This window comes from Pseudolysinimonas kribbensis, from assembly GCF_030161895.1.
Taxonomy (GTDB): domain Bacteria; phylum Actinomycetota; class Actinomycetes; order Actinomycetales; family Microbacteriaceae; genus Pseudolysinimonas; species Pseudolysinimonas kribbensis.
The window spans coordinates 822,489-843,536 of record NZ_BSVB01000001.1 but is presented as its reverse complement, the minus strand read 5'-3'; the positions used below and the strand labels follow the sequence as shown (position 1 = coordinate 843,536).

Sequence of the window (21,048 nt, the reverse complement as noted above, 5' to 3'; positions counted from 1 at the left end):
CGCGCCGCCGAGCTGGACCGCGCGGAGGGCGATGCCGCCCGGCGTCGCGGTGCTGCGCGACCTGCGCGACGCGGAGCTCGTGCGCGACGCGGTGGAGGCCGGGCGTCGCATCGTGGTGCTCGGCGCGGGGGTGCTCGGCATGGAGTTCGCCCTCGCCGCGCGGGAGGAGGGCGCGTCGGTCGACGTCGTCTATCACGCGGCCGTGCCCATGGAGCGCAACCTCGATGCCGGGGCCGGGCGGGTGCTCGCCGCGGCCGCTCGCACCGCGGGCGTCCACATGCACGCGCACCGCCGCGCCGAGTCCCTGCTGCTCTCCTCGGACGACGAGCGGCGCTTCGAGGCGCTGGTCTGCGCCGACGGGTCGCAGCTGGACGGCGATCTCCTGGTGCTCTCCTGCGGCGTGACGGCGCGCTCGGAGCTCGCAATCGCGGCCGGGCTGCCGGTCTCGGGCGGCATCCTCGTCGACGAGGAACTGCGCAGCTGGGCCGACCCCGACATCCACGCGATCGGCGACTGCGCGCAGCTCGCGTCCCGCCCGGCCGATGCCACGGATCGGACCGTGCCCGGTGCGCCGTCCGGCCTCATCGGGCCCGGATGGCGGCAGGCCGACTGGCTCGCCGCGACACTCGCGGCGGAGGCGACCGGAGCTCCTCGCGCCGGGCTCCTGCCCCGCGAATCCCGCGCCGTCGTGATGCTCAAGGCCGAGGGCGTGAACGTGAGCGGAGCCGGCGAGGTGGGCCCGGAGGCGTGGGAGCACGACGACGTCGACGTCGCGACGTGGTCGGACCCGGCCCGTCGCGCCTACGCGAAGCTCGTGATCCGCGGCGACGTGCTGACCGGGTTCGTGTGCGCCGGCCTGCCGCGGCTCGGCGCGGAACTGTCGCTGCTGTTCGAGCGCGGCGGGGCGCTCGCCGCCACCCCCTCAGCCTCCTCGCGCTCGAGGCGCAGGGGGCACCGACCGTGTCGACGGCGCCGTCGGCCGACGAGCGGGTCTGCACCTGCAACGGCGTGACCGGCGGCGCGATCCTCGACGCGGCGGCCGACGGAGCGGACACGATCCAGGCCGTCGGTGCCCGGACGCGGGCCGGCACGGGATGCGGCACCTGCCACGACCGGATCCAGTCGCTGCTCGATGCGGCGGGGGATGACCTCGAGAGGATCCCGGCGACGTCAGACGGCGAGGCGATACCCGCGCTTGACCACGGTGGCCACGAGCTCCGGAGCCCCGAGGGTCGCCCGCAGCCGGCTCAGCGCCACCTCGACGGCATGGTCGTCCGGATCGCCCGGCAGCGCCGCCGCCAGCTGCGTGCGAGTGACCACCGCGCCGGGCGCCCGCACGAGCTCTCGCAGCAGGGCGAGCAGCGTGGGCGCTAGCCGATGGGTGCGACCGGCGAGCGTCACCGCCTGTCCGCGCAGCTCCAGCTCGCCCGCCCCGGTGCTGACGCGCACGATCCGCGCCGTTTCGAGGTGCTCGCAGACCTGCCGGATGAGGGCCCCCATCCGGAACCGTTCGGGCTGGAGCGGCCGGATCCCTGCCGCGAGGAGCGGTGCGGCGGTCACCGGTCCCACAGCGGCGGCGAGAACGTCGCCGCGCAGGGCGGCGAGCACGGGATCCAGCGCGCCGAGACCCTCCGCCGCAGACAGGAAGCCGTCGACGGCGGGAGCGCTCGTGAACGTGATCGCGTCCAGCTGCCGGGTCGCGACCGCCTCGACGATGCGCTGCACGCGCTCGTCCGACCTCCCGATCGTCGCCCAGCGGTACGGCGCGACCGTCAGCAGCCGGAATCGCTTGCGCAGTCGGTCGAGCTGCGCCTCATCGGTGTAGCCGTGCACCTGGTACGCCACCGTGAGGCCGGCCGGATGCTCGGCGAGCGCCTTGTCGACCAGCGACTCGGTCGTCTCGATCTCGCTCATCCCGCTGTCGTCGAGCCCGGCCGCCCGGATGCCGCCGCGCGCCTTCGGGCCGCGCACGAGCACCGCCGCATCGGCAAGCGCACCGACGAGGGCGTCGCCGAGCCCGGCGGCGTCCGCGACCTCGAACCAGCGCCGGACGCCGTAGCCCGTGCTGGCCAGCAGCAGCTCGGGCTCCGCCTCGATGATCGCCCGGGTGTCGTCGATGATCGGACCGTCCTCCTCCGCATTGGCGATGCGCAGGGTCGGCGCGTGCTGGACGATCGCGCCCCGCCGCTCGAAGGCGTCGATGAGGTCGTGTGAGCGCCGGTCGGAGGTCACGCCGATCCGGAACCCGACCAGCTGGTCGGCGCGGAAGGCGGTTACGGGGCCCTCGACGGGATCCGTCATCCCGACGCCGCCATGGCGCGGATCAGGTCGAGGTGCTCGTCGTGCGCGTCGGGTGCGACGTGCATGAGCCGCACGACCTCGCCGATGACGATCACGGCCGGTGAGCGGACGCCGGCGACGGCCGCGGTCACCACGATCGTCGCGAGCGTGCCCGCCGTGACGCGGCGGTCCGGCCGGTAGCCGCGCTCCAGGATCGCGATCGGCAGCGCGGGAGGGGCGCCCTGGCGTAGCAGGCCGTACACCGTGGACGGCAGGGTCGCCACGCCCATGAGCACCACGATCGTGCCCGAGAGACCGGCCAGCCGGGCCAGGTCGTCGTCGGAGAGCGGCTCGTGCCCGGAGACGACGGTGAACATCCGGCTGACCTCGCGATGCGTGAGCGGGATGCCGGCCTCGGCGGGCACGGCGAACGCGCTGCTGACGCCCGGGACGACCTCGACCTCGACCCCGGCGGCCCGGCAGGCGAGCACCTCCTCGGCGCCGCGGCCCAGCACGTATGGGTCGCCGCCCTTGAGCCGCACGACCCGGCGGCCGGCGCGGGCGTGCTCCACAAGGAGTGCCTCGATCCGTTCCTGCGGGATCGGATGATGACCGGGCCGCTTGCCGACGTCGATGAGGCGGGCCCCGGGGGCGAGTGACGGCAGTTCATCCACCGGTCCGAGCCGGTCATAGAGCACGACGTCGGCCTCCCGCAGTGCGCGGGCCGCGGCGACGGTCAGCAGATCGCTCGAGCCGGGGCCGCCGCCGACGATCCAGACCCGCCCCGCCGCCGGATCCATCAGGCGCCCTCTCGCACGGCGATCCGGCTGCCGAGCAGGACCCGGCCGTCGGAGAGCTCGTCCTCGCGCGCCGGCCGGTGCTGTTCGCGCTCCTCGACGCGTGGCAGGCCCACGTCGGGTGCATCGGGGTCGTTGATGAAGCTCCGGAAGCGCCGGAGGCGCTCGGGGTCGGCCAGGGTCGCGGCCCACTCGTCCTCGTAGGTGCCGACATGGCGGGCCATGCCGGCCTCGAGTTCCTCGGCCAGGCCGAGACTGTCGTCGACCACCACCTCGCGCACGTGATCGACGCCGCCGGGCAGATCCTCCATCCAGCGCGCCGTACGCTGGAGCCGATCGGCTGTGCGGATGTAGTACATGAGGTAGCGGTCGATGTAGCGCAGGAGCGTCTCGTCGTCGAGATCGCTCGCCAGCAGCTGCGCATGCGCCGGCTGGAAGCCGCCGTTGCCGCCGACGTACATGTTCCAGCCCGACTCGGTGGCGATCACGCCGACGTCCTTGCCGCGCGCCTCCGCGCACTCGCGCGCGCACCCCGAGACGCCGATCTTCAGCTTGTGCGGGGAACGCAGCCCGCGGTAGCGCAGCTCGATCCGGATCGCCATCGCGACGGAGTCCTGCACCCCGAAGCGGCACCAGGTCGACCCGACGCAGCTCTTCACGTTGCGCAGCGCCTTTCCGTAGGCGTGACCCGACTCGAAGCCCGCCTCGACGAGCCGGCGCCAGATGTCGGGCAGCTGGTCGAGGCTCGCGCCGAATAGGTCGATGCGCTGGGCGCCGGTGATCTTCGTGTACAGCCCGAAGTCGGCGGCGACCTCGGCGATGACGGCGAGCTTCTGCGGGGTGACCTCGCCGCCGGGGATGCGCGGCACCACCGAGTAGCTGCCGTCGCGCTGCATGTTGGCCAGGGCCCGGTCGTTGGTGTCCTGCAGGGCGGCGCGACCGCCGTCCAGGATGTACTCCTGGTGCTGGCTCGCGAGCACCGAGGCGACGGCGGGCTTGCAGAGGTCGCATCCCGTCCCGGACCCGAGCCGCCCGATGATCTCGTCGAACGAGCGCAGGCCGAGCACCCTGACCGATTCGAACAGCTCGCGCCGGGACAGCGGGATGTGCTCGCAGATGGCCCGCGAGACCTCCAGGCCGGCGGCCGCGAGCTCCTGACCCAGCAGCTTGGACAGCAGCGGCACGCAGGAGCCGCACTGGGTGCCGGCTCGCGTGCAGGTCTTGAGGGGCCCGAGTTCGTGGCACGGGTCGGCGCCGTCCCCGCCGCCGATCGCGTCGCGGACGGTGCCCACCGTGACGTTGTTGCAGGAGCACAGCAGGGCGTCATCCGGCAGCCGGGTATCGACCGCGGGGGCTCCCGCCGCCGAGAGGTAGGCGCTCGGCTCGTGGTCGAGTTCGCGCCCGAGGAGGGTCGCAGCGCCGCGTAGGGCGCCGCATCGCCGATGAAGATCCCCCGAGCAGCGTGCGCGCGTCGCCGGTCGTGACGACCTTCTGATAGAGCCCGCGGGCCGGGTCGGCGAAGACCACCTCGAGGGCGCCGGACGTGCGCGCGGTCGCATCGCCGAAGCTCGCGACCTCGATGCCGGCCAGCTTGAGCCGGGTCGCCTCGTCGATCTCGCCGAGCTCGGCGGTGCCGCCGAGCAGTCGGTCCGCGACGACCTCGGCCATCGCGTTCGCGGGGGCGACCAGGCCGTAGCTGCGATCCCGATGACTGGCGACCTCGCCGATCGCCCAGATGTGCTCGACGCTGGTGCGGCAGTCGTCGCCGATCGCGACGCCGCCCCGGGGGCCGGGTGCGGCGCCGATGGCCCGCGCCAGCTCGTCCCGGGGCGTGATCCCGATCGCGAAGACGACGAGCTCGGCCTCGAGCTCGGAGCCGTCGGTCAGCAGTACGCGGCGGGCGGCGGCGGCCTCGTGGATCGCGACCGGGCGGACGCCGAGCCGCAGCGCGATCCCGCGCGAGGCGATCAGCCGACCGAGTGCCTGACCGCCGCCCTCGTCGAGCTGCGACGACATCAGCCACCGGCCGGAGTGGACGATGGTCGCATCCGCGCCGAGCATGGCCGCCCCGCCCGCGGCCTCCAGTCCGAGCAGGCCGCCGCCGGCGACCACGACCCGCGGCGGTCGCCCGAGCGCGGCTCTCAGCCGGCCGATCTCCTCGCGGAGGTGGTCCACGTCGTCGATGGTGCGGTACACCCGGGCCTGCTCCGCGCCCGGGATGTCGGGGATCGTCGCCCGCGAGCCGGTCGCCAGCACGAGCTCGTCGTAGCTCTCCTCCGCCGCGTCGTCGAGCCGGACGGTGCGCGACTCCGCGTCGACGGCGACGACTCGGCGCCCGCGCAGCACGGTGAGCCGGTGATCCCAGGCGGCGGCGGGCCGGAGCGCCAGGTCGACCGGACCGCTCAGCCGGCGGCTGAGCGCGACCCGGTCGTAGGGCGGATGCTCCTCCTCGCCGATCAGCAGGATGCGCGCCTCCTCTCCCGCTCGCGCCGCGAGCGCATCGGCCAGCCGGTGGCCCGCGGGCCCCGCGCCGACGATCACGATGCGTCGTCCGCCGGATCGATCCATATGGCGATTCCTCCCCGGTCTCACGGCGACGATAGGGAGCGGCCGTTTCGCGGCAGTTGCCGCGATGTAACCGCCAGATCAACCGGCCCGCACCGGCGCGGCCTCCGGTCGTGAGGATCACGTCACGACCCCGAAACACGCGTGCACAGCGGACGAAACCCGGCGTCTCTACCCTCGGGTCATGACGGACTGGATGCGGGCCTGCAGGGCCGACGAGCTGGAGCCCGACTACGGGGAGGCGGTCCTGCTCGACGGGGAGCCGATCGCCCTCGTGCTCACCGACGGTGTCGTCTACGCGGTCGGGCATCGCGATCCGACGTCGGGCGCGCCGGTCATGGCGCGCGGCATCGTCGGGTCGCGCGGCGATCGCCCGACGCTCGCCTCCCCGCTGCACAAGGAGATCTACGACCTCCGTACCGGTGAGTGTCTGAGCACGGACGCCCCGCGGCTGCCGACCTATCCCGTGCGCATCGCCGACGGGTGGGTCGAGGTGAGCATGTGAGCGCCCCCGCCCTGCTGGCGATCTCGCACGGCACGTCGTCGCCGTCGGGGCAGCGGGCGGTGGCGACGTTCGTCGCGGCCCTGGCGCGCCGTCGCCCGGACGTCACCGTCCTCGGCGGATTCGTCGACGTGCAGCGCCCCGATGTCGATGACGTCCTCGCCGCCCTGCAGCGGGACCGCCCCGCGGTCGTCGTGCCGCTGCTGCTCTCCGCCGGGTACCACGTGCACGTGGATCTCGCCCGGAGCGCCCGCGGCGCGGATCGGCCGGTGCGGGTGGCTCGCGCCCTAGGGCCGGACGATCGCCTCGTGCGGCTCCTGGCATCCCGGCTGATCGCCGCGGGTCTCGCATCGGGCGATCGCGTCGTGCTCGCCTGCGCCGGCTCCAGCGACCGGCGCGCGGTCGAGGACTGTCGTGCGGTCGCCGCCTCGCTGGACCGCCGGCTCGGGGTCGCCGTGCGGCCGGGGTTCATCTCGGCGGCCTCGCCCGCGCTCGCTCAGGCGGTCTCGGATGCCGCGGCGGCGGCGCGCGCCGATGGCGGCCGGGTGCTCGTCGCGAGCTATCTGCTCGCCCCGGGGTACTTCGCCGAGCTCGCCCGGAGCGGCGCCGCGGACCTCGTGACCGCGCCGCTGCTCGCGGCCGACGAGGAGCCGCCGGATGTCCTCGTCGACCTGGTCTGGGACCGGTACGACGAGGTCGCCCCGGGCGGCTTGTTCAATAGCGCGGCAGGGACGGGTCGACCTGCACCGCCCACGCGTCGATCCCGCCGGTGAGGTGCCGCGCGCGGGTGAAGCCGGCCCTCTGCAGCAGGCCGAGCGCGCGCGACGAGCGGACGCCGTGGTGGCAGAACACGACGAGCGGCGCGGTCGGGTCGAGCTCGCCGATGCGCGCCGGCAGCTCGCCCATCGGGATGTGCACCGCGCCCGGCAGCGAGACGAACGACACCTCGGGCGCCTCGCGCACGTCGAGCAGGGTCGGGACCGGCTCGTGGATGCCGAGCGTCGTCGCGCCGGCCAGCAGCTTGGCGAGCGCGGGTGCGGAGATCGAGCTCGCGTCGTCCGGCTCGGGGATCGTCGTGCGCTCCTCGAGCGACCCGGGTCGCGCGACGGCGCTGTCGCGGGCGTAGCGCCGCTGCTGCAGCGTCGCGCCGTCCCAGGCGCGAACCGTGCCCGCCATCCCGGGATCGGCCAGCACGGCCGCCGCGAGTTCGGCCGCCGACCCGCCGAGAACGTCGGCCGGTGCGTCGGTGGGGGCGACCGGCGCGTCGGGCGCGTGCAGATCGCGGTAGTCGACGCCGCGCTCGTCGAAGGCGGCGCCGACCTCGCCGGCCGCGGTGTCGACCCAGACGAGCGGGATGCCGCGCACGGCCGCCGCGTCGTTGGCCAGGTAGCGGGTGGCGGCATCCCCGCTCGCGTCGAGCACGAGGTCGGCCTCCAGCAGCAGGTCGAAGGTGCGTCCCTCGACGAACGCCGCGGTGCCGGAGTCGCGGGGCGCGGGCGAGGCGGCGATCACCTCGAAGCCGGGCTCCCGGTCGAGGGCGGTGCGCGCCGCGCGGGCGGCATCCCCTCGCCCACCAGCACGACGACCGCCATGGCTCGATCCTCTCGCACCGAAGTAGCGTGACCCCATGGCCACCCCGCACATCGCCGCCGAACCGGGCGACATCGCCCCCCACGTGCTCATGCCCGGCGACCCGCGCCGCGCCCGCCGCATCGCGGAGCGCTTCTTCGACGAGCCGCGGCTCGTGACCGAGGTGCGCGGCATCCTGGGGTTCACCGGCGGCTACCGCGGCGAGCCGGTCTCGGTGCTCGCCTCGGGCATGGGCATGCCGTCGCTCGCGATCTATGCGACCGAGCTCGCCCGGTTCTACGGGGTGCGGCGCATCGTGCGAGTGGGCACGATGGGCTCGCTGCAGCCGGAGACCGCGCGGCTCGGGGATGTCGTGATCGCCTCGAGTGCGCACACCGACAGCGCGATGAGCGGTTTCCGTGTGCCCGGCGTCGGGCTGAGCCACGCGCCGGCGTACCCGTTGCTGCGGGCCGCCGCCGACGCCGCGGCCGTGTCGGGGGCGCGGGTGCACGTCGGGCCGGTCTTCAGCTCCGACGCCTTCTACCATCCGCGCCCGGAGCTCGGGCAGGCGCTCGCCGCGATCGGCACGCTCGGGATCGAGATGGAGGCCGCGGGACTCTACGACGTCGCGGCTGCGGAGGGCGTCGAGGCGCTCGCCATCTGCACCGTCAGCGATTACGTGATCGGTCCGGAGGAGAGCATGACCTCCGATCAGCGGGAGTCGACCTTCGACGCATCGGTCGAGCTGGCGCTGGCGGCCGTGCGGGCGTGAGCCGGTCGGGCGCGGGAGTGGAACGATAGGGACGTGGCCAGTCCGACCGACCCGACGCCCGAGGGCGGCGACGTCGACGACGAGGCGCTCACCTGGGCCGGCGACGAGGAGCAGGGCCGCCGACGTCCGCGGCTCGCGGCACCCGACCCGGCCGAGGAGTCGACGCTGGAGTCGGCCGGCGACGACGAGGACCAGGAGTTCGAGCCGCCGGCGACGCCGCGCGACGTGCCGGGCGCCGCGCTGGCGGTCGTGTTCGGCATCCTGTACCTGGCCATCACGGTGGGCTGGATCTATTCGGTGCAGCTGACCGCAGCGCCGTCGGCCGACCTCTTTCCCGAGGTCGTGTGGCAGTTCGGCGAGTTCACGGCGATGGTGGCCGCCCCGATCTGGTTCGCGGCGGTGATCGCGCTCACCCGCGATCGGCCGGCGTTGCGGGCCGGGTGGTTCGCGCTCGGCGTCGGCCTGCTGCTGCCGTGGCCCGTGCTCCTGGGGCTGGCCGGATGAGCGACGAGCAGAACACGGCCGCCGCCCCGGCCGGTCGCACGGCGACCTGGATCATCGCGGTCGCCTTCGCGATCCTGTACGCCGGTCCGCTGTTCTGGGCGGTCTCCGATCTCGTCGAGTACCCCGCACAGGTCGGCGGACGCACGCCGTGGTGGCTGCTCATCGTGGCGGTCGCGATCCCGGTCGCGCTCTACGTCGGGGGCTGCTCCTCGGCCGAGCGCGCACCCCGTGCTGCGCACCATCCTGCTGGGCGCGGGGCTCTGCGCCGCGAACGCGCTCACCATCGCCGGGATCGCGCTCGCCCCGTTCCTGCTCTGAGGCGCGGCTCAGTCGCCCGCCGGACGGGACCCGCCCGGCGGTCCGGGCACCCCGCGCGCCCCGGTAGGCTGGCGTCACCCCTTTCGCCTACGTAGAGGATCCTCCGTGGCCAAGCCGGTCGTGCTGATCGCCGAAGAACTGTCTCCCGCCACCGTCGAAGCCCTCGGGCCCGACTTCGAGATCCGGTCGGTCGACGGCACCGACCGCCCGGCGCTGCTCGCGGCGCTCGCGGGGGCGGATGCCGTGCTCATCCGATCGGCGACCCGCATGGATGCGGAGGCGATCGCCGCGAACCCGCAGTTGAAGGTCATCGCGCGCGCGGGCGTCGGGCTCGACAACGTCGACATCAAGGCGGCGACCGAGGCCGGCGTCATGGTCGTGAACGCGCCGACCTCCAACATCATCAGCGCCGCCGAGCTGACCATCGGGCACATCCTGAGTCTCGCCCGCCACATCCCGGCCGCGCACGCGAGTCTCGCGGCGGGGGAGTGGAAGCGCTCCAAGTACACCGGCACGGAGCTGTTCGAGAAGACCCTCGGCATCATCGGTCTCGGCCGCATCGGCGCCCTCATCACCGAGCGCATGCAGGCATTCGGCATGGAGGTCATCGCCTACGACCCGTACGTCACCGCGGCGCGCGCGCAGCAGCTCGGGGTGCGGCTCGTGAGCCTCGACGAGGTGCTCGCGGAGTCCGACTTCATCACGATCCACATGCCGAAGACGCCCGAGACGACGGGCATGATCGCCGGGCCGCAGCTGGCCGCGATGAAGTCGACGGCGTACATCGTCAACGTGGCCCGCGGCGGCCTGATCGACGAGGCGGCTCTCGCCCAGGCGCTGCGCGACGGTCAGATCGCCGGCGCGGGCATCGACGTCTTCTCCAGCGAGCCCCCGGCCGACGACGTGCTCACCGCGGCCCCGAACATCGTCGTCACCCCGCACCTCGGCGCCTCCACCGACGAAGCGCAGGAGAAGGCAGGCGTCTCGGTCGCGCGTTCGGTGCGGCTCGCCCTCGGCGGCGAGCTGGTGCCGGATGCCGTCAACGTCGCCGGCGGCGCGATCGACCCGTTCGTACGCCCGGGCATCGCGCTCGTCGAGAAGCTCGGCCAGATCCTCGCCGCGGTGGCCGGACACGGCGCGCTCACCGACCTCGAGATCGACGTGCGCGGCGAACTCGCCGCCTACGACGTGAGCGTCTACCGGCTCGCGGCGCTCAAGGGCTACTTCACGAACCAGGTGACCGAGAACGTGTCGTACGTGAACGCGCCGCTGCTCGCCGAGCAGCGCGGCATCGCGTCGAGCCTGTCGACCGCCGAGGACAGCAGGGACTACCGCAACACGACCACGCTTCGCGGCGTGCTCTCCGACGGCACGACCGTCGAGGTGTCGGGCACCCTGTCGGGTACCAAGATGGTCGAGAAGATCATCGGCCTGAACGGGTACGACATCGAGGTGCCGATCGCGGAGCACCACGTCGTCATGCTCTACACCGACCGGCCGGGGATCGTCGCGGCCTACGGGCGCGAGTTCGGCGAGGCGGGCGTCAACATCGCCGGCATGCAGATCGCCCGGCGCAGCGCTGGCGGGCAGGCTCTGACGATCGTGACGGTCGACTCGCCGGTGCCCGACGACGTGCTCGAGCGCGTGCGCGGCGCCATCGACGCGGACGACGTGCGCGAGATCGACATCGTCGAGGCATAGGGCGGTCCAGGAGCGAGCGGGTCGAGGAACACCGCGGCTCCTCGACCCGCTCGTCCGCTCAGACCGGCGGGTCGACGTCGGTCGACGAACTCCGCACCGAGTTGCCCGTGGCCGGGTCGACGGCGGTGCGCTCGACGGTCGTGGCTCCTCGGCGGCGCATCATCGCGACCAGGCCGACGATGAACAGCACGACGCCGGCCACCATGAGGATCCCCCGATGATGGGCATGCTCACGCCCGGCACCGCGAAGGAGACGCCGAACGCGAGGATCGCGCCGACGACGAACAGCAGGACTCCACCTACCACCATGGTCAGCTCCTATCTCGTTCCGGGAGTGTTCCCGGGTACGGCCTGACGCTAAGCCCGGTTGGTGAGGCCTGTCTCATCTCCGAGGCCGGGGACGGCGCGGGATAGGCTGGGACCCTCTCGCGAGCCCCGGAAATCCGGGGCCGCCCGGCACCCTGGATGTCGCCTGGACATTCACTCGGCCCGTATGCGAATGGAGCCCCGCGACGTGACCCGCAGCATCGACCTGGCCGTGATCCCGGGCGACGGGATCGGTCGCGAGGTGGTGCCGGAGGCCGTCGAGACCCTGCGGGCCGCGCTCGGCGCCGACGCGGCGATCACGACGACCAATTACCCGTTCGGTGCGACCCACTACCTCGAGTCGGGCGAGATCCTCTCCGACGACGACCTCGCCGCCCTCGCGGCGCACGACGCGATCCTGCTCGGCGCGGTCGGCGGCGATCCGCGCGACCCGCGGCTCGCGGGCGGGATCATCGAGCGCGGCCTGCTGCTGAGGCTGCGGTTCGCCTTCGATCACTACGTCAACCTCCGGCCGACCCGCGTCTTCCCGGGTGTCGTGAGCCCGCTGGTCCGGCCGGGCGACGTGGACTTCGTGGTGGTGCGGGAGGGCACCGAGGGGCCGTACGTCGGCAACGGCGGCGCCATCCGGATCGGCACGCCCGCTGAGATCGCGACCGAGGTGAGCCTCAACACCGCCTACGGCGTGGAGCGCCTCGTGCGTTACGCGTTCGAGGTCGCCGAGAGGCGCCGCAAGCGGCTCACGCTCGTGCACAAGACGAACGTGCTCACCAACGCCGGGGCCCTCTGGACGCGGCTCGTGCGCGCCGAGGCCGAGCGGCATCCGGATGTCGAATGGGACTACCTGCACGTCGACGCGGCCACGATCTTCCTCGTCACCGACCCTGCTAGGTTCGACGTGATCGTCACGGACAATCTCTTCGGCGACATCCTCACCGACCTGGCGGGCGCTATCAGCGGCGGCATCGGACTGGCGGCCTCGGGCAACATCAACCCCGACGGCGCGTTCCCCTCGATGTTCGAGCCCGTGCACGGATCGGCTCCCGACATCGCGGGGCAGCAGAAGGCCGACCCCACGGCCGCGATCCTGTCGACCGTCCTGCTCCTGGATCATCTCGGGATGCCGGAGCCGGCCCGCCGGATCGAGGCCGCGGTCGCGACCGACCTCGCGGATCGCGCCGGCGCCCCGCGCTCGACGGGCGACGTCGGCGACGCGATCCGCTCCAGACTGTAGATAGGACGAAAGGCGCACCCATGGCGATCAACCTGCTCCCGATGGCGAACCAGGACCTGCTCTGGCAGGTCACCCGCAACGACGGGGCGAAGTCGGCCGAGGAGCGCGCCGAGATCCTGAAGGCCCCGGGTTCGGCAATTACTTCACCGACCACATGGTCGACGTGTGCTGGTCGGAGCAGGGCGGGTGGCACCGGCCCCGCGTCATGCCGTACGGCCCCATCTCGATCCAGCCGGCGGCCGCGGTGCTGCACTACGCCCAGGAGATCTTCGAGGGGCTCAAGGCGTACCGGCACGCCGACGGGTCGATCTGGAGCTTCCGCCCGGAGCAGAACGCGGCGCGGATGCAGCGCTCGGCCCGGCGCCTCGCGCTGCCGGAGCTGCCGACCGAGTACTTCATCGACGCCCTCAAGCAGCTCATCGCCGTCGACGGCGACTGGGTGCCGGCCGAGCCGGAGACCTCGCTGTACCTGCGACCGTTCATGTGGGCCAAGGAGGCGTTCCTCGGCGTGCGCGCCGCCAAGAAGGTCAACTTCAACCTCATCGCCTCGCCCGCCGGCGCGTACTTCACGTCGGGGCCGGAGCCGCTCTCGATCTGGCTCTCGACCACGTTCACGCGCGCGGGGCACGGCGGGCTCGGCGCGGCCAAGACCGGCGGCAACTACGCCGCGTCGCTCCTGCCGCAGCAGGAGGCGTACGAGAACGGCTGCCAGCAGGTGCTCTTCCTCGACGCCCAGGAGGGAAGTACCTCGAGGAGCTCGGCGGCATGAACATCGTGCTCGTCACGCGCGACCAGAAGCTCATCACGCCCGACTCCGACTCGATCCTCGAGGGCATCACGCTCGACTCGGTGCTGCAGCTCGCGGTGGACCGCGGCTACGCCGTCGAGCAGCGCCGGGTGTCGATCGACGAGTGGCGCGACGGCGCGGCGTCGGGCGAGATCGTCGAGGCGTTCGCGTGCGGCACGGCCGCCGTGATCACCCCCATCGGCGAGATCAAGAGCCCCGACTTCGGCATCTGGATGACGGAGCCGGCCGGGGAGCGCGTGTCGATGCAGCTGCGCGCGGAGCTCCTCGACATCCAATACGGCCGCGCCGCGGACCGGCACGGGTGGCTGACCCGCCTCGACGCGTAGCGCGGTCCATCCATCTGACGCGAATGCCCAGTCCTCCCCAGGGGACCCGGGCATTCGCGTCAGACAGCCGACGTGAGGCGGCCCCGGGCGCTCCGCGAGGAGCCCAGGATGCCGGCATGACACGTCGGCGCGATCTGCCCGGCCCCTTCGACGGCTCCGCATTCCGCGTGGGGCGGGCGCGATCCGCGGGGATCTCGCGTCATCGCGTCGACGCGCGGGACCTCGTCCGTCCGCATCACGGCGGCAGAGCCCACCGCTTGGAGACCCTCGAAGATCGATGCCGAGCCCTGATGCCGCTCATGTCGTCCACGCAGGCGTTCACCGGGCCGACTGCGGCACTGCTCATGGGTGCGCCTCTGCCCCTGCGGCTCGAGCGGGACCCGCGTCTGCACGTCTCCTCGCTGCGGCCGCAACGCGCCATGCGGCGCCCCGGCGTGGTCGGCGTGGAACGAGGCGACGGTGCGGTCGGTCGGATCCGTGGCATCCCGGCGCTCCACGCCGCACTGGTCTGGGTCGACCTGGGTCGCCGGCTCTCCATCGTCGATCTCGTCGCCGTCGGCGATCGTCTGGTCTCCGGCACCCTCCGTCGACCGCCGCTGTGCGGGGTCGAGGACCTGGCGGCGGCGGTTGCGCAGCGGACCGGATCGCCGGGGGTCCGGGCGGCGCGGTCGGCCCTGCCGTCCATCCGGATCGGCAGCTGGTCGCGGCCGGAGACCTTCCTGCGGCTGCTCATCGTCGCGGCGGGACTGCCCGAGCCCGAGCTCAACCGGCCGATCGTCCTCTCGATCGGCCGGTTGGTGGTGCCCGATCTGTGCTGGCCGCTGTATCGCATCGTCATCGAATACGACGGCCAATGGCATGACGACGTGTGGGATTCGGACGCCGACCGTCACGAGGCCCTCGTCGACGACGGCTGGATGGTGGTGCGTGTCCGTCGTCACGAGCTCTTCCACGCGCCGGGGTCCTCGTCGCGCGCCTCGTGCGTCGTCTGAACCAGTGCGGCTACCGGCATCCCGCGTCGATCGACCTGACGCGAATGCCCCGCTTCACCGCTTAGGACTGGTCAGTTGCGTCAGATGGACGGGGGAGGGAGGAGGGGGAACGGACCTGACGGGTGGCGGCGGGCGAAGGCGGCGACCGCGGCGGCGGCGGCGTCGAGGTTCTCGGCCGGGGTATGGCCCGACGCCTTGCGCGGGCGGAGGTCGTGGTCGCCGTCGGGCGCCCACGAGATCGTGATCGTCGGCGCGAGCGCGTAGCCCGCGACGTCGGCGGTGGTGCCCATCGGGTCGCGCTCGCCCTGGCAGATGAGGGCGGGGGTCGCGAGGTGCTCGAGGTGCGCCGTGCGCAGCTGCTCGGGCCGGCCCGGCGGGTGGAACGGGTAGCCGAGGCACACCAGCCCGCGGAGGCCGTCGGGTCGGAGCGAGTCCGCCACCATCGAGGCCACGCGCCCGCCGTAGGACTTGCCGCCGATGAGCGCGGGACGCCCGGCCTGCTCCCACGCGACGCGGTACTCGCCGAGCACGCGGTCCGCGCGGGGGACGGGGGGACGCGAGCCGGAGCGGCGGGCGGCCATGTAGGCGAACTCGAAGCGCACGACCCGGATGCCGCGGGCCGAGAGGCGGGCGGCCATGTCATCCATCCATCGCGAGTCCATCGCCGCCCCCGCCCCATGGGCCAGCATCAGCGTCGGCCCGTCGTCGGGCCCGGTGATCAGCAGATCGGGCACGGAGGCAAGGCTAGGCTCGGAGCGTGAAGGTCGCCCGATTCGCCACGGAGGGCGAGGACCCCCGGTACGGCATCGTCGACGGCGAGGAGGTCGTCGTGCTGCGCAGCGACCCCATCTTCGCCGGGTTCGACACGACGGGAGAGCGGGTCGCGCTCGCCGACGTCCGGCTGCTGGCCCCGGTGATCCCGCGCTCGAAGGTCGTGTGCGTCGGCCTCAACTACGCCGAGCACCGCAACGACATGGCCAACGTGGACGCGCCCGACACGCCCCTGATCTTCCTCAAGCCGAACACCGCCGTGGTCGGTCCGGGCGACCCCATCCAGATCCCGCCGGTCGAGGGCCGCATCACCCACGAGGGCGAGCTGGTCATGGTCGTCGGCCGGATCGCGAAGCAGGTCAAGGCCGAGAACTGGGCCGACTACGTGTTCGGCTACACGATCGGCAACGACGTCTCGGCGCGTGACCAGATGTTCGCCGACGGGCAGTGGGCCCGCGCCAAGGGCTACGACACGTTCGCGCCGATCGGGCCCTGGATCGAGACGGAGCTCGACCCGACGAATCTGGAGATCCAGACCTACGTCGACGGGGAGCCCCGCCGGCACGGCAACACGAAGGACCTGCTGCACAAGCTGCCGGAGCTCATCGAGTACATCTCCGACGTCTGGACGCTGTTGCCCGGCGACATCATCATGACCGGCACACCGTCGGGGCTCGGCGGCTTCGTCGACGGCCAGGTGGTCGACATCGACATCGAGGGCATCGGGCGCCTGAGCAACCCGGCGCGGAACCGCGACGGCTGAGCATGGCCGGCGCATGAGCGAGCGCGTCGACCGCGCGCGGCTGCATCGGCGGGTGCGCGTCTCGCTGATCATCGGCCAGGCGATGGCCGGCGTCGGCATGGGCGGCACGCTCTCCGCCGGATCGTTGCTCATCGCGCACGTCACCGGTTCCGACGCCTGGGCCGGGATGGCCGCCACGTTGACGACCCTGGGTGCCGCCGCGGCCGCCCTGCCGCTGGCCGCACTCGCGCGCCGCCACGGTCGAGCGCCGGCCCTCACGACGGGCGGCGTCGTCGCCGCCGCAGGGGCCGCGCTCGGCGTGCTGGCGGCGGTGCTCGGCTCGGTCGCGCCCCTGTTCATCGCCATGGTGCTCATCGGCGTCGGCACGGCCGTCAACCTGCAGTCGCGATTCGCGGCCACCGACCTCTCCGACCCGCGCAGCCGTGCCCGCGATCTCGCGATCGTCGTGTGGGCCACGACCGTCGGGGCCGTGCTCGGGCCGAACCTCATCGACCCGGCCGACCGGTTCGGCCAGGGGATCGGGCTGCCACCGCTCGCGGGGCCGTTCCTCGTGACGCTGCTCGCCCAGCTGCTCGCCGCCGTCGTGTACGTCATCGGCATCCGGCCCGATCCGCTGCGGTTCGCGGCGCGGGCCGCGGCGGCCGCCGGCCCTGCCGCCGCCGGCTCGCCGCCGGATCGCAACGGTGTCACGACGGGCATCGTGGCGCTGGCCGCGAGCCACGCGACGATGGTGTCGGTCATGTCGATGACGCCCGTGCACATCCAGGAGCTCGGGGGCGGGCTCGTCGTCATCGGATTCACCATCAGCCTGCACGTCGCCGGGATGTACGGACTGTCACCCGTGTTCGGCATCCTCGCCGACCGGGTCGGCCGCGAACGGGCGATCCTGGTCGGGCAGGGGCTGCTGCTGCTGAGCCTCGTCTGCGTCGGGGCGGGCGCCCGGAGCGAGGCGCTCGTCATGCTCGGGCTCGTGCTGCTCGGACTCGGCTGGAGCGCCTCGACCGTCGCGGCCGCCGCCCTCGTGTCGGAGTCGGCGGCGCCGGAACGCCGCACGAGCGTGCAGGGTCGCTCCGACCTCATCATGAGCGCGTCCGGAGCCGTCGGCGGAGCCCTCGCCGGGGTCGCGGTCGCCACGCTCGGCTATGCCGCGCTCGCCTTCATCGCACTCGCCCTCGTCTTCGCCGTGCTCGCCACGGTGGGCTTCCGCGCCGGACGCGGGCGGCGTGAGCAGCCTCTCGCCGGGGCGGCCGCGGCCGAGCTGATCCCGCTGGATCCGGACGTCATCCGCGAGGAGCTGCCGTGAGCTGGCCGGCCGACCGCACGGTGCTCGGCCCGAACGGCGAGCACTAGGCTCGGATCGCGATGAGTGCCGAGGAAGCGGGGGCGCCGGCCCCGAGCCGCATCGCCTGGGTCCCGGGACTCCTGCTCGCCGGGGTCGCCGCCGCGATCGGCTGGCTCGTGCACGACCTGCTGCCGTGGGCGCCGTGGTTGACGGTGTCGCTCGTGCTGGGCGTGATCGTCGGATGCATCCCGCCCGCCCGGCGCGCACTCGACGGGGCGCTGAAGGCCGGCCTGGCCCTGGCGGCGCGACGCGTGCTGCGCATCGGGATCGTCGTGCTCGGGCTGCAGCTGAGCCTCGTCGACATCGGGCGGCTCGGCTGGGCCGCGATCCTGCTGATCATCGCGCTCGTGGCCGTCGGCTTCGTCGTGATGTACCTGCTCGGCCGCGCGTTCCGGCTGCCCGGCGACGAGCCCGTGCTGCTCGCCGCGGGCTTCTCGATCTGCGGCGTCTCCGCCGTGGGGGCGATGAGCGCGGCACGGCGCTCCGACCCGGCCGACGGCGGCGCTCCCGTCGCGATGGTCACGCTGTTCGGGACGGCCGCGATCGCCGTGCTGCCCGCGCTCGCTCTGCCCTTCGGGCTCGGCCACGGCCGCATCTACGGCGACTGGGTCGGCGCGAGCGTGCACGACGTGGGCCAGGTGGTCGCCACGGCGGGCGCCGCGGGAACGTACGCCCTGGCGGCCGCGATCGTCGTCAAGCTCACCCGCGTGCTCATGCTCGCGCCGATGGTCGCCATCGCGTCCGTCGCGACCCGCCGCCGGATGCGCGCCGCGGGCGACGACGTGCGCGGGCCGCTGCCGCCGATCGTCCCGCTGTTCATCGTCGGGTTCCTGGCCCTGGTGCTGATCCGCACCTTCGCGCCGGTGCCGCCGGTCGTGCTCGATGTCGCCTCCACCGTGCAATCGGCTCTGCTCGCGACCGCCCTGTTCGGCATCGGCGCGTCGCTGCGGCTCGAGCGGCTCGTGCGGACCGGGCCGCGGGCGCTCGCCGCGGGCGCGATCGGCTGGGTCGTCATCCTGCTCCTGGCGCTGCTCGTGCCGTTCGTCGCCGCGCACTGACGTCGCCGCCGTGGTCGCCATCCTGGGCCTCGTGAGCGCGGTCGTCTACGGCGCCTCCGACTTCTTCGGCGGTCTCGCCGCCCGCCGGATGCCGGCGCTTCTGGCGAGCACGCTCGGCTCCGCGGTCGCCGTGGTGGGGGCCGCGATCGCGGTGCTCGTCGACCGGCCGGTCTGGACCCTCGAGGACGCCGCCCTGGCCGCCGTCGCCGGGGTGCTCGGCGCGATCGGCACCTGGTCGTTCTACGCGGGCCTCGCCATCGGCCCGATGAGCGTCGTCTCGCCGGGGGTCGCGATGATCTACGCGGTGGTGCCCGCGGTCGTCGGCATCGCGCTCGGCGAGCGGTTCCGTCCCGTCGGCTACGTCGCCCTCGTCGCGGTCGTCGGCGCCGCCCTGCTGCTCGCGGTGCCCCGGCAGCGCGACGGCGCCCGGCTCACCCGGCGTGCGATCGTGCTCGGGACGATCGCCGGGCTCGCGTACGCCGGGTACATCATCGCGATGGACCGCACGAGCGCGGCGTCGGGACTCGAGCCGCTGCTCGTCGAGCTCGCGGCGGCGTTCGTCGTGTTCACGATCGTGCTCGCGTTCCGGCGCGCACGCCGCGGCCCCTCCGAGCTGGCCGGCCTGCGCGACGCCCGGTCGGTTCTGCACGCCCTGCTCGCGGGGCTGCTCCTCGTGGTCGCGACCATCCTGCTCGTCATCGGTCTGCACCTCGGGGAGCTCGCCGTCATGGGCGTGCTCAACTCGCTCTATCCGCTCGGCACGGTGCTGCTGGCCCTCGTGGTGCTGCGCGAGCGGCTCAGCCGGCTGCAGCTCGCCGGCATCCTGCTCGCCATCGCCGCCTCAGCGGCGCTCGCGCTCGGCTGACGGACCGGCTGCGTCGGTAGGCTCGGAGGCGATGGCCGACCTCCCCTTCACCACCGCGACCGGATCCGACATCCGGGTGCGCTTCTGCCCTCGCCGACGGGCACGCCGCACGTCGGCATGGTGCGCACGGCCCTGTTCAACTGGGCGTACGCCCGGCACACGGGCGGCACGTTCGTCTTCCGGATCGAGGACACGGATGCCGAGCGCGACAGCGAGGAGAGCTATCTGCAGCTGCTCGACGCGCTGCGCTGGCTCGGCCTGGACTGGGACGAGGGCCCCGAGGTCGGCGGCCCGCACGAGCCCTACCGCCAGTCGCAGCGCGGGCGGGTCTATCAGGACGTCATCCGGGCGCTGCGGGATGCCGGCCACCTCTACGAGAGCTTCGTCACCCCGGAGGAGATGGAGGCCCGCAATCGCGCCGCCGGCCGCGACCCCCGGCAGGGCTACGACAATCACGAGCGCGATCTGACCGACGAGCAGCGCGCCGCCTTCCGCGCCGAGGGTCGCGAGCCCTCGCTGCGGCTGCGGGTGCCCGACGTCGACCTGAGCTTCGACGACCTCATCCGCGGGCCGGTGACGTTCCGGGCGGGCAGCTTCCCCGACTTCGTGCTGGTGCGGCCGAACGGCGCGCCGCTGTACACGCTCACGAACCCGGTCGACGACGCTCTCATGGGGGTGACCGACGTCATCCGCGGCGAGGACATCCTGTCGTCGACCCCGCGTCAGATCGCGCTCTATCTCGCCCTCATCGACATCGGCATCACGACGTTCGTGCCGCGCTTCGGGCACATGCCGCTCGTGCTGGGCGAGGGGTCGAAGAAGCTGTCGAAGCGCGATCCGGAGTCCAACCTGTTCCACCACCGCGATCGCGGCTTCATCCCCGAGGGGCTGCTGAACTACCTCGCGCTGCTCGGCTGGTCGATCGCCGCGGACCGCGACGTGTTCTCGCGCGAGGAGCTGGTCGCCGCGTTCGACATCCGCGACGTGAACGCCAACCCGGCGCGGTTCGACCAGAAGAAGGCCGACGCGATCGACGGCGACCACATCCGGATGCTCGAGCCGGCCGACTTCGCCGGACGCATCGTGCCCTACCTCGAGGGGCTCGTCGCCGACCCGCCGACGCCGCAGCAGGCAGCGATCCTGCGCGAGGCGGCGCCGCTCGTCCAGGAGCGCGTCAACGTGCTCGGCGAGGCGCGCGGGATGCTCGGCTTCCTGTTCACGCCCGACGACGAGATCCACTACGACGACGACGCGCTCCCGAAGGACGCCGACCAGGCGCGCCTCGTACTGGATGCCGCCGTCGCCGCCCTGGAGCCCCTCGACGACTTCTCGGCGGCCGCGATCGAGGCGGCGCTGCGGGCGGCGCTCACTGTGCCGGTCGAGGAGGGCGGCGCGGGGTTGAACCCGCGCACCGCCTTCGGCCCGCTGCGCACCGCGATCTCGGGACGCCGGGTCAGCCCGCCGCTGTTCGAGTCGATGGAGATCCTCGACAAGGCCTCCACGCTCGCGCGCCTCGACCGCTTCCAGCGCCACCTGCGGACGGCGTAGTGCCGTAGC

The 21,048-nt window shown here is 73.3% G+C and carries 18 protein-coding genes and 4 pseudogenes; 16 read left to right on the top strand and 6 right to left on the bottom strand.

Features of this window, described 5'->3' with window-relative positions; all coding sequences use genetic code 11:
* The first annotated feature begins 31 nt into the window (after positions 1-31).
* Positions 32-1,012: an FAD-dependent oxidoreductase gene (locus QQK35_RS04670; RefSeq protein WP_284253154.1), complete on the top strand. Its 981-nt coding sequence runs from the start codon at positions 32-34 to the stop codon at positions 1,010-1,012.
* Positions 961-1,074: pseudogene (locus QQK35_RS04665) on the top strand ((2Fe-2S)-binding protein); the annotation flags it as partial. The gene QQK35_RS04670 and the pseudogene QQK35_RS04665, both read left to right, overlap by 52 nt.
* Positions 1,075-1,170: 96 nt before the next feature.
* On the opposite strand, the gene QQK35_RS04660 reads toward QQK35_RS04665, so the two are convergent.
* From QQK35_RS04660 to nirB, 3 genes and pseudogenes are all read right to left on the bottom strand, one after another.
* The gene (locus QQK35_RS04660; RefSeq protein ID WP_284253153.1) at positions 1,171-2,301 is read right to left on the bottom strand and encodes a uroporphyrinogen-III synthase; all 1,131 of its coding nucleotides are present in this window, start codon (positions 2,299-2,301) and stop codon (positions 1,171-1,173) included.
* Positions 2,298-3,080, bottom strand: a complete 783-nt coding sequence (cobA, locus tag QQK35_RS04655) for a uroporphyrinogen-III C-methyltransferase (RefSeq protein WP_284253152.1) — start codon at positions 3,078-3,080, stop codon at positions 2,298-2,300. Before cobA ends, QQK35_RS04660 begins: the two co-directional genes overlap by 4 nt.
* Positions 3,080-5,645, bottom strand: a pseudogene (gene nirB, locus QQK35_RS04650) (nitrite reductase large subunit NirB). The gene cobA and the pseudogene nirB overlap by 1 nt, the downstream one beginning before the upstream one ends.
* Before the next feature lie 181 nt (positions 5,646-5,826).
* On the opposite strand from nirB, the gene nirD reads away from it, so the two are divergent.
* The gene (gene nirD / locus QQK35_RS04645; protein ID WP_284253151.1) at positions 5,827-6,147 is read left to right on the top strand and encodes a nitrite reductase small subunit NirD; all 321 of its coding nucleotides are present in this window, start codon (positions 5,827-5,829) and stop codon (positions 6,145-6,147) included.
* The gene (locus QQK35_RS04640) at positions 6,144-6,917 is read left to right on the top strand and encodes a sirohydrochlorin chelatase (RefSeq protein ID WP_284253150.1); all 774 of its coding nucleotides are present in this window, start codon (positions 6,144-6,146) and stop codon (positions 6,915-6,917) included. The genes nirD and QQK35_RS04640 overlap by 4 nt, the downstream gene beginning before the upstream one ends.
* Here QQK35_RS04640 and QQK35_RS04635 read toward each other — a convergent pair.
* Positions 6,859-7,773 carry a rhodanese-like domain-containing protein gene (locus QQK35_RS04635; RefSeq protein WP_284253149.1) on the bottom strand — a complete coding sequence of 305 codons (915 nt, stop codon included), beginning with the start codon at positions 7,771-7,773 and terminating at the stop codon, positions 6,859-6,861. The genes QQK35_RS04640 and QQK35_RS04635 overlap by 59 nt on opposite strands.
* Between QQK35_RS04635 and deoD the strand changes: the two genes are divergently transcribed.
* From deoD to serA, 3 genes are all read left to right on the top strand, one after another.
* A complete protein-coding gene (gene deoD / locus QQK35_RS04630) occupies positions 7,772-8,485 on the top strand; it encodes a purine-nucleoside phosphorylase (RefSeq protein WP_284253148.1) in 714 nt (237 codons plus the stop codon). The genes QQK35_RS04635 and deoD overlap by 2 nt on opposite strands.
* 33 nt (positions 8,486-8,518) lie before the next feature.
* Positions 8,519-8,989, top strand: coding sequence for a hypothetical protein (locus QQK35_RS04625; protein WP_284253147.1), 471 nt, complete (start codon positions 8,519-8,521; stop codon positions 8,987-8,989).
* A gap of 423 nt (positions 8,990-9,412) precedes the next feature.
* Complete coding sequence (gene serA / locus QQK35_RS04620; RefSeq protein WP_284253146.1) at positions 9,413-11,008, top strand: phosphoglycerate dehydrogenase; 1,596 nt, start codon at positions 9,413-9,415, stop codon at positions 11,006-11,008.
* A gap of 58 nt (positions 11,009-11,066) precedes the next feature.
* Here serA and QQK35_RS04615 read toward each other — a convergent pair whose 3' ends face one another.
* Positions 11,067-11,213, bottom strand: a complete 147-nt coding sequence (locus QQK35_RS04615; protein ID WP_284253144.1) for a hypothetical protein — start codon at positions 11,211-11,213, stop codon at positions 11,067-11,069.
* A gap of 12 nt (positions 11,214-11,225) precedes the next feature.
* Between QQK35_RS04615 and QQK35_RS04610 the strand changes: the two genes are divergently transcribed.
* The 4 genes and pseudogenes from QQK35_RS04610 to QQK35_RS04595 all read left to right on the top strand — a co-directional run bounded on the left by QQK35_RS04610 (position 11,226) and on the right by QQK35_RS04595 (position 14,692).
* Complete coding sequence (locus tag QQK35_RS04610) at positions 11,226-11,363, top strand: hypothetical protein (RefSeq protein WP_284253143.1); 138 nt, start codon at positions 11,226-11,228, stop codon at positions 11,361-11,363.
* Between the two features lie 159 nt (positions 11,364-11,522).
* Complete coding sequence (locus tag QQK35_RS04605; RefSeq protein WP_284253142.1) at positions 11,523-12,566, top strand: 3-isopropylmalate dehydrogenase; 1,044 nt, start codon at positions 11,523-11,525, stop codon at positions 12,564-12,566.
* Positions 12,567-12,607: 41 nt separating this feature from the next.
* Positions 12,608-13,700, top strand: a pseudogene (locus tag QQK35_RS04600) (branched-chain amino acid aminotransferase).
* Positions 13,701-13,999: 299 nt separating this feature from the next.
* On the top strand, positions 14,000-14,692 hold the full coding sequence (locus tag QQK35_RS04595) for a DUF559 domain-containing protein (RefSeq protein ID WP_284253141.1): 693 nt from the start codon (positions 14,000-14,002) through the stop codon (positions 14,690-14,692).
* An 80-nt stretch (positions 14,693-14,772) separates the two neighbouring features.
* Here the strand turns inward: QQK35_RS04595 and QQK35_RS04590 are convergent, their stop codons facing one another.
* Positions 14,773-15,426 (bottom strand): alpha/beta family hydrolase, encoded by a 654-nt coding sequence (locus QQK35_RS04590; protein ID WP_284253140.1) that lies wholly within the window; start codon positions 15,424-15,426, stop codon positions 14,773-14,775.
* Between the two features lie 23 nt (positions 15,427-15,449).
* Between QQK35_RS04590 and QQK35_RS04585 the strand changes: the two genes are divergently transcribed.
* The 5 genes and pseudogenes from QQK35_RS04585 (at position 15,450) to gltX (ending at position 21,039) form a co-directional block, all read left to right on the top strand.
* On the top strand, positions 15,450-16,226 hold the full coding sequence (locus tag QQK35_RS04585; protein ID WP_284253139.1) for a fumarylacetoacetate hydrolase family protein: 777 nt from the start codon (positions 15,450-15,452) through the stop codon (positions 16,224-16,226).
* Positions 16,227-16,239: 13 nt separating this feature from the next.
* Positions 16,240-17,529: an MFS transporter gene (locus tag QQK35_RS04580; protein ID WP_284253138.1), complete on the top strand. Its 1,290-nt coding sequence runs from the start codon at positions 16,240-16,242 to the stop codon at positions 17,527-17,529.
* 59 nt (positions 17,530-17,588) lie between these two features.
* Positions 17,589-18,626: a YeiH family protein gene (locus QQK35_RS04575; RefSeq protein ID WP_284253137.1), complete on the top strand. Its 1,038-nt coding sequence runs from the start codon at positions 17,589-17,591 to the stop codon at positions 18,624-18,626.
* A gap of 10 nt (positions 18,627-18,636) precedes the next feature.
* The gene (locus tag QQK35_RS04570; RefSeq protein ID WP_284253136.1) at positions 18,637-19,491 is read left to right on the top strand and encodes an EamA family transporter; all 855 of its coding nucleotides are present in this window, start codon (positions 18,637-18,639) and stop codon (positions 19,489-19,491) included.
* 31 nt (positions 19,492-19,522) lie between these two features.
* Positions 19,523-21,039, top strand: a pseudogene (gene gltX / locus QQK35_RS04565) (glutamate--tRNA ligase).
* Positions 21,040-21,048 lie beyond the last annotated feature (9 nt).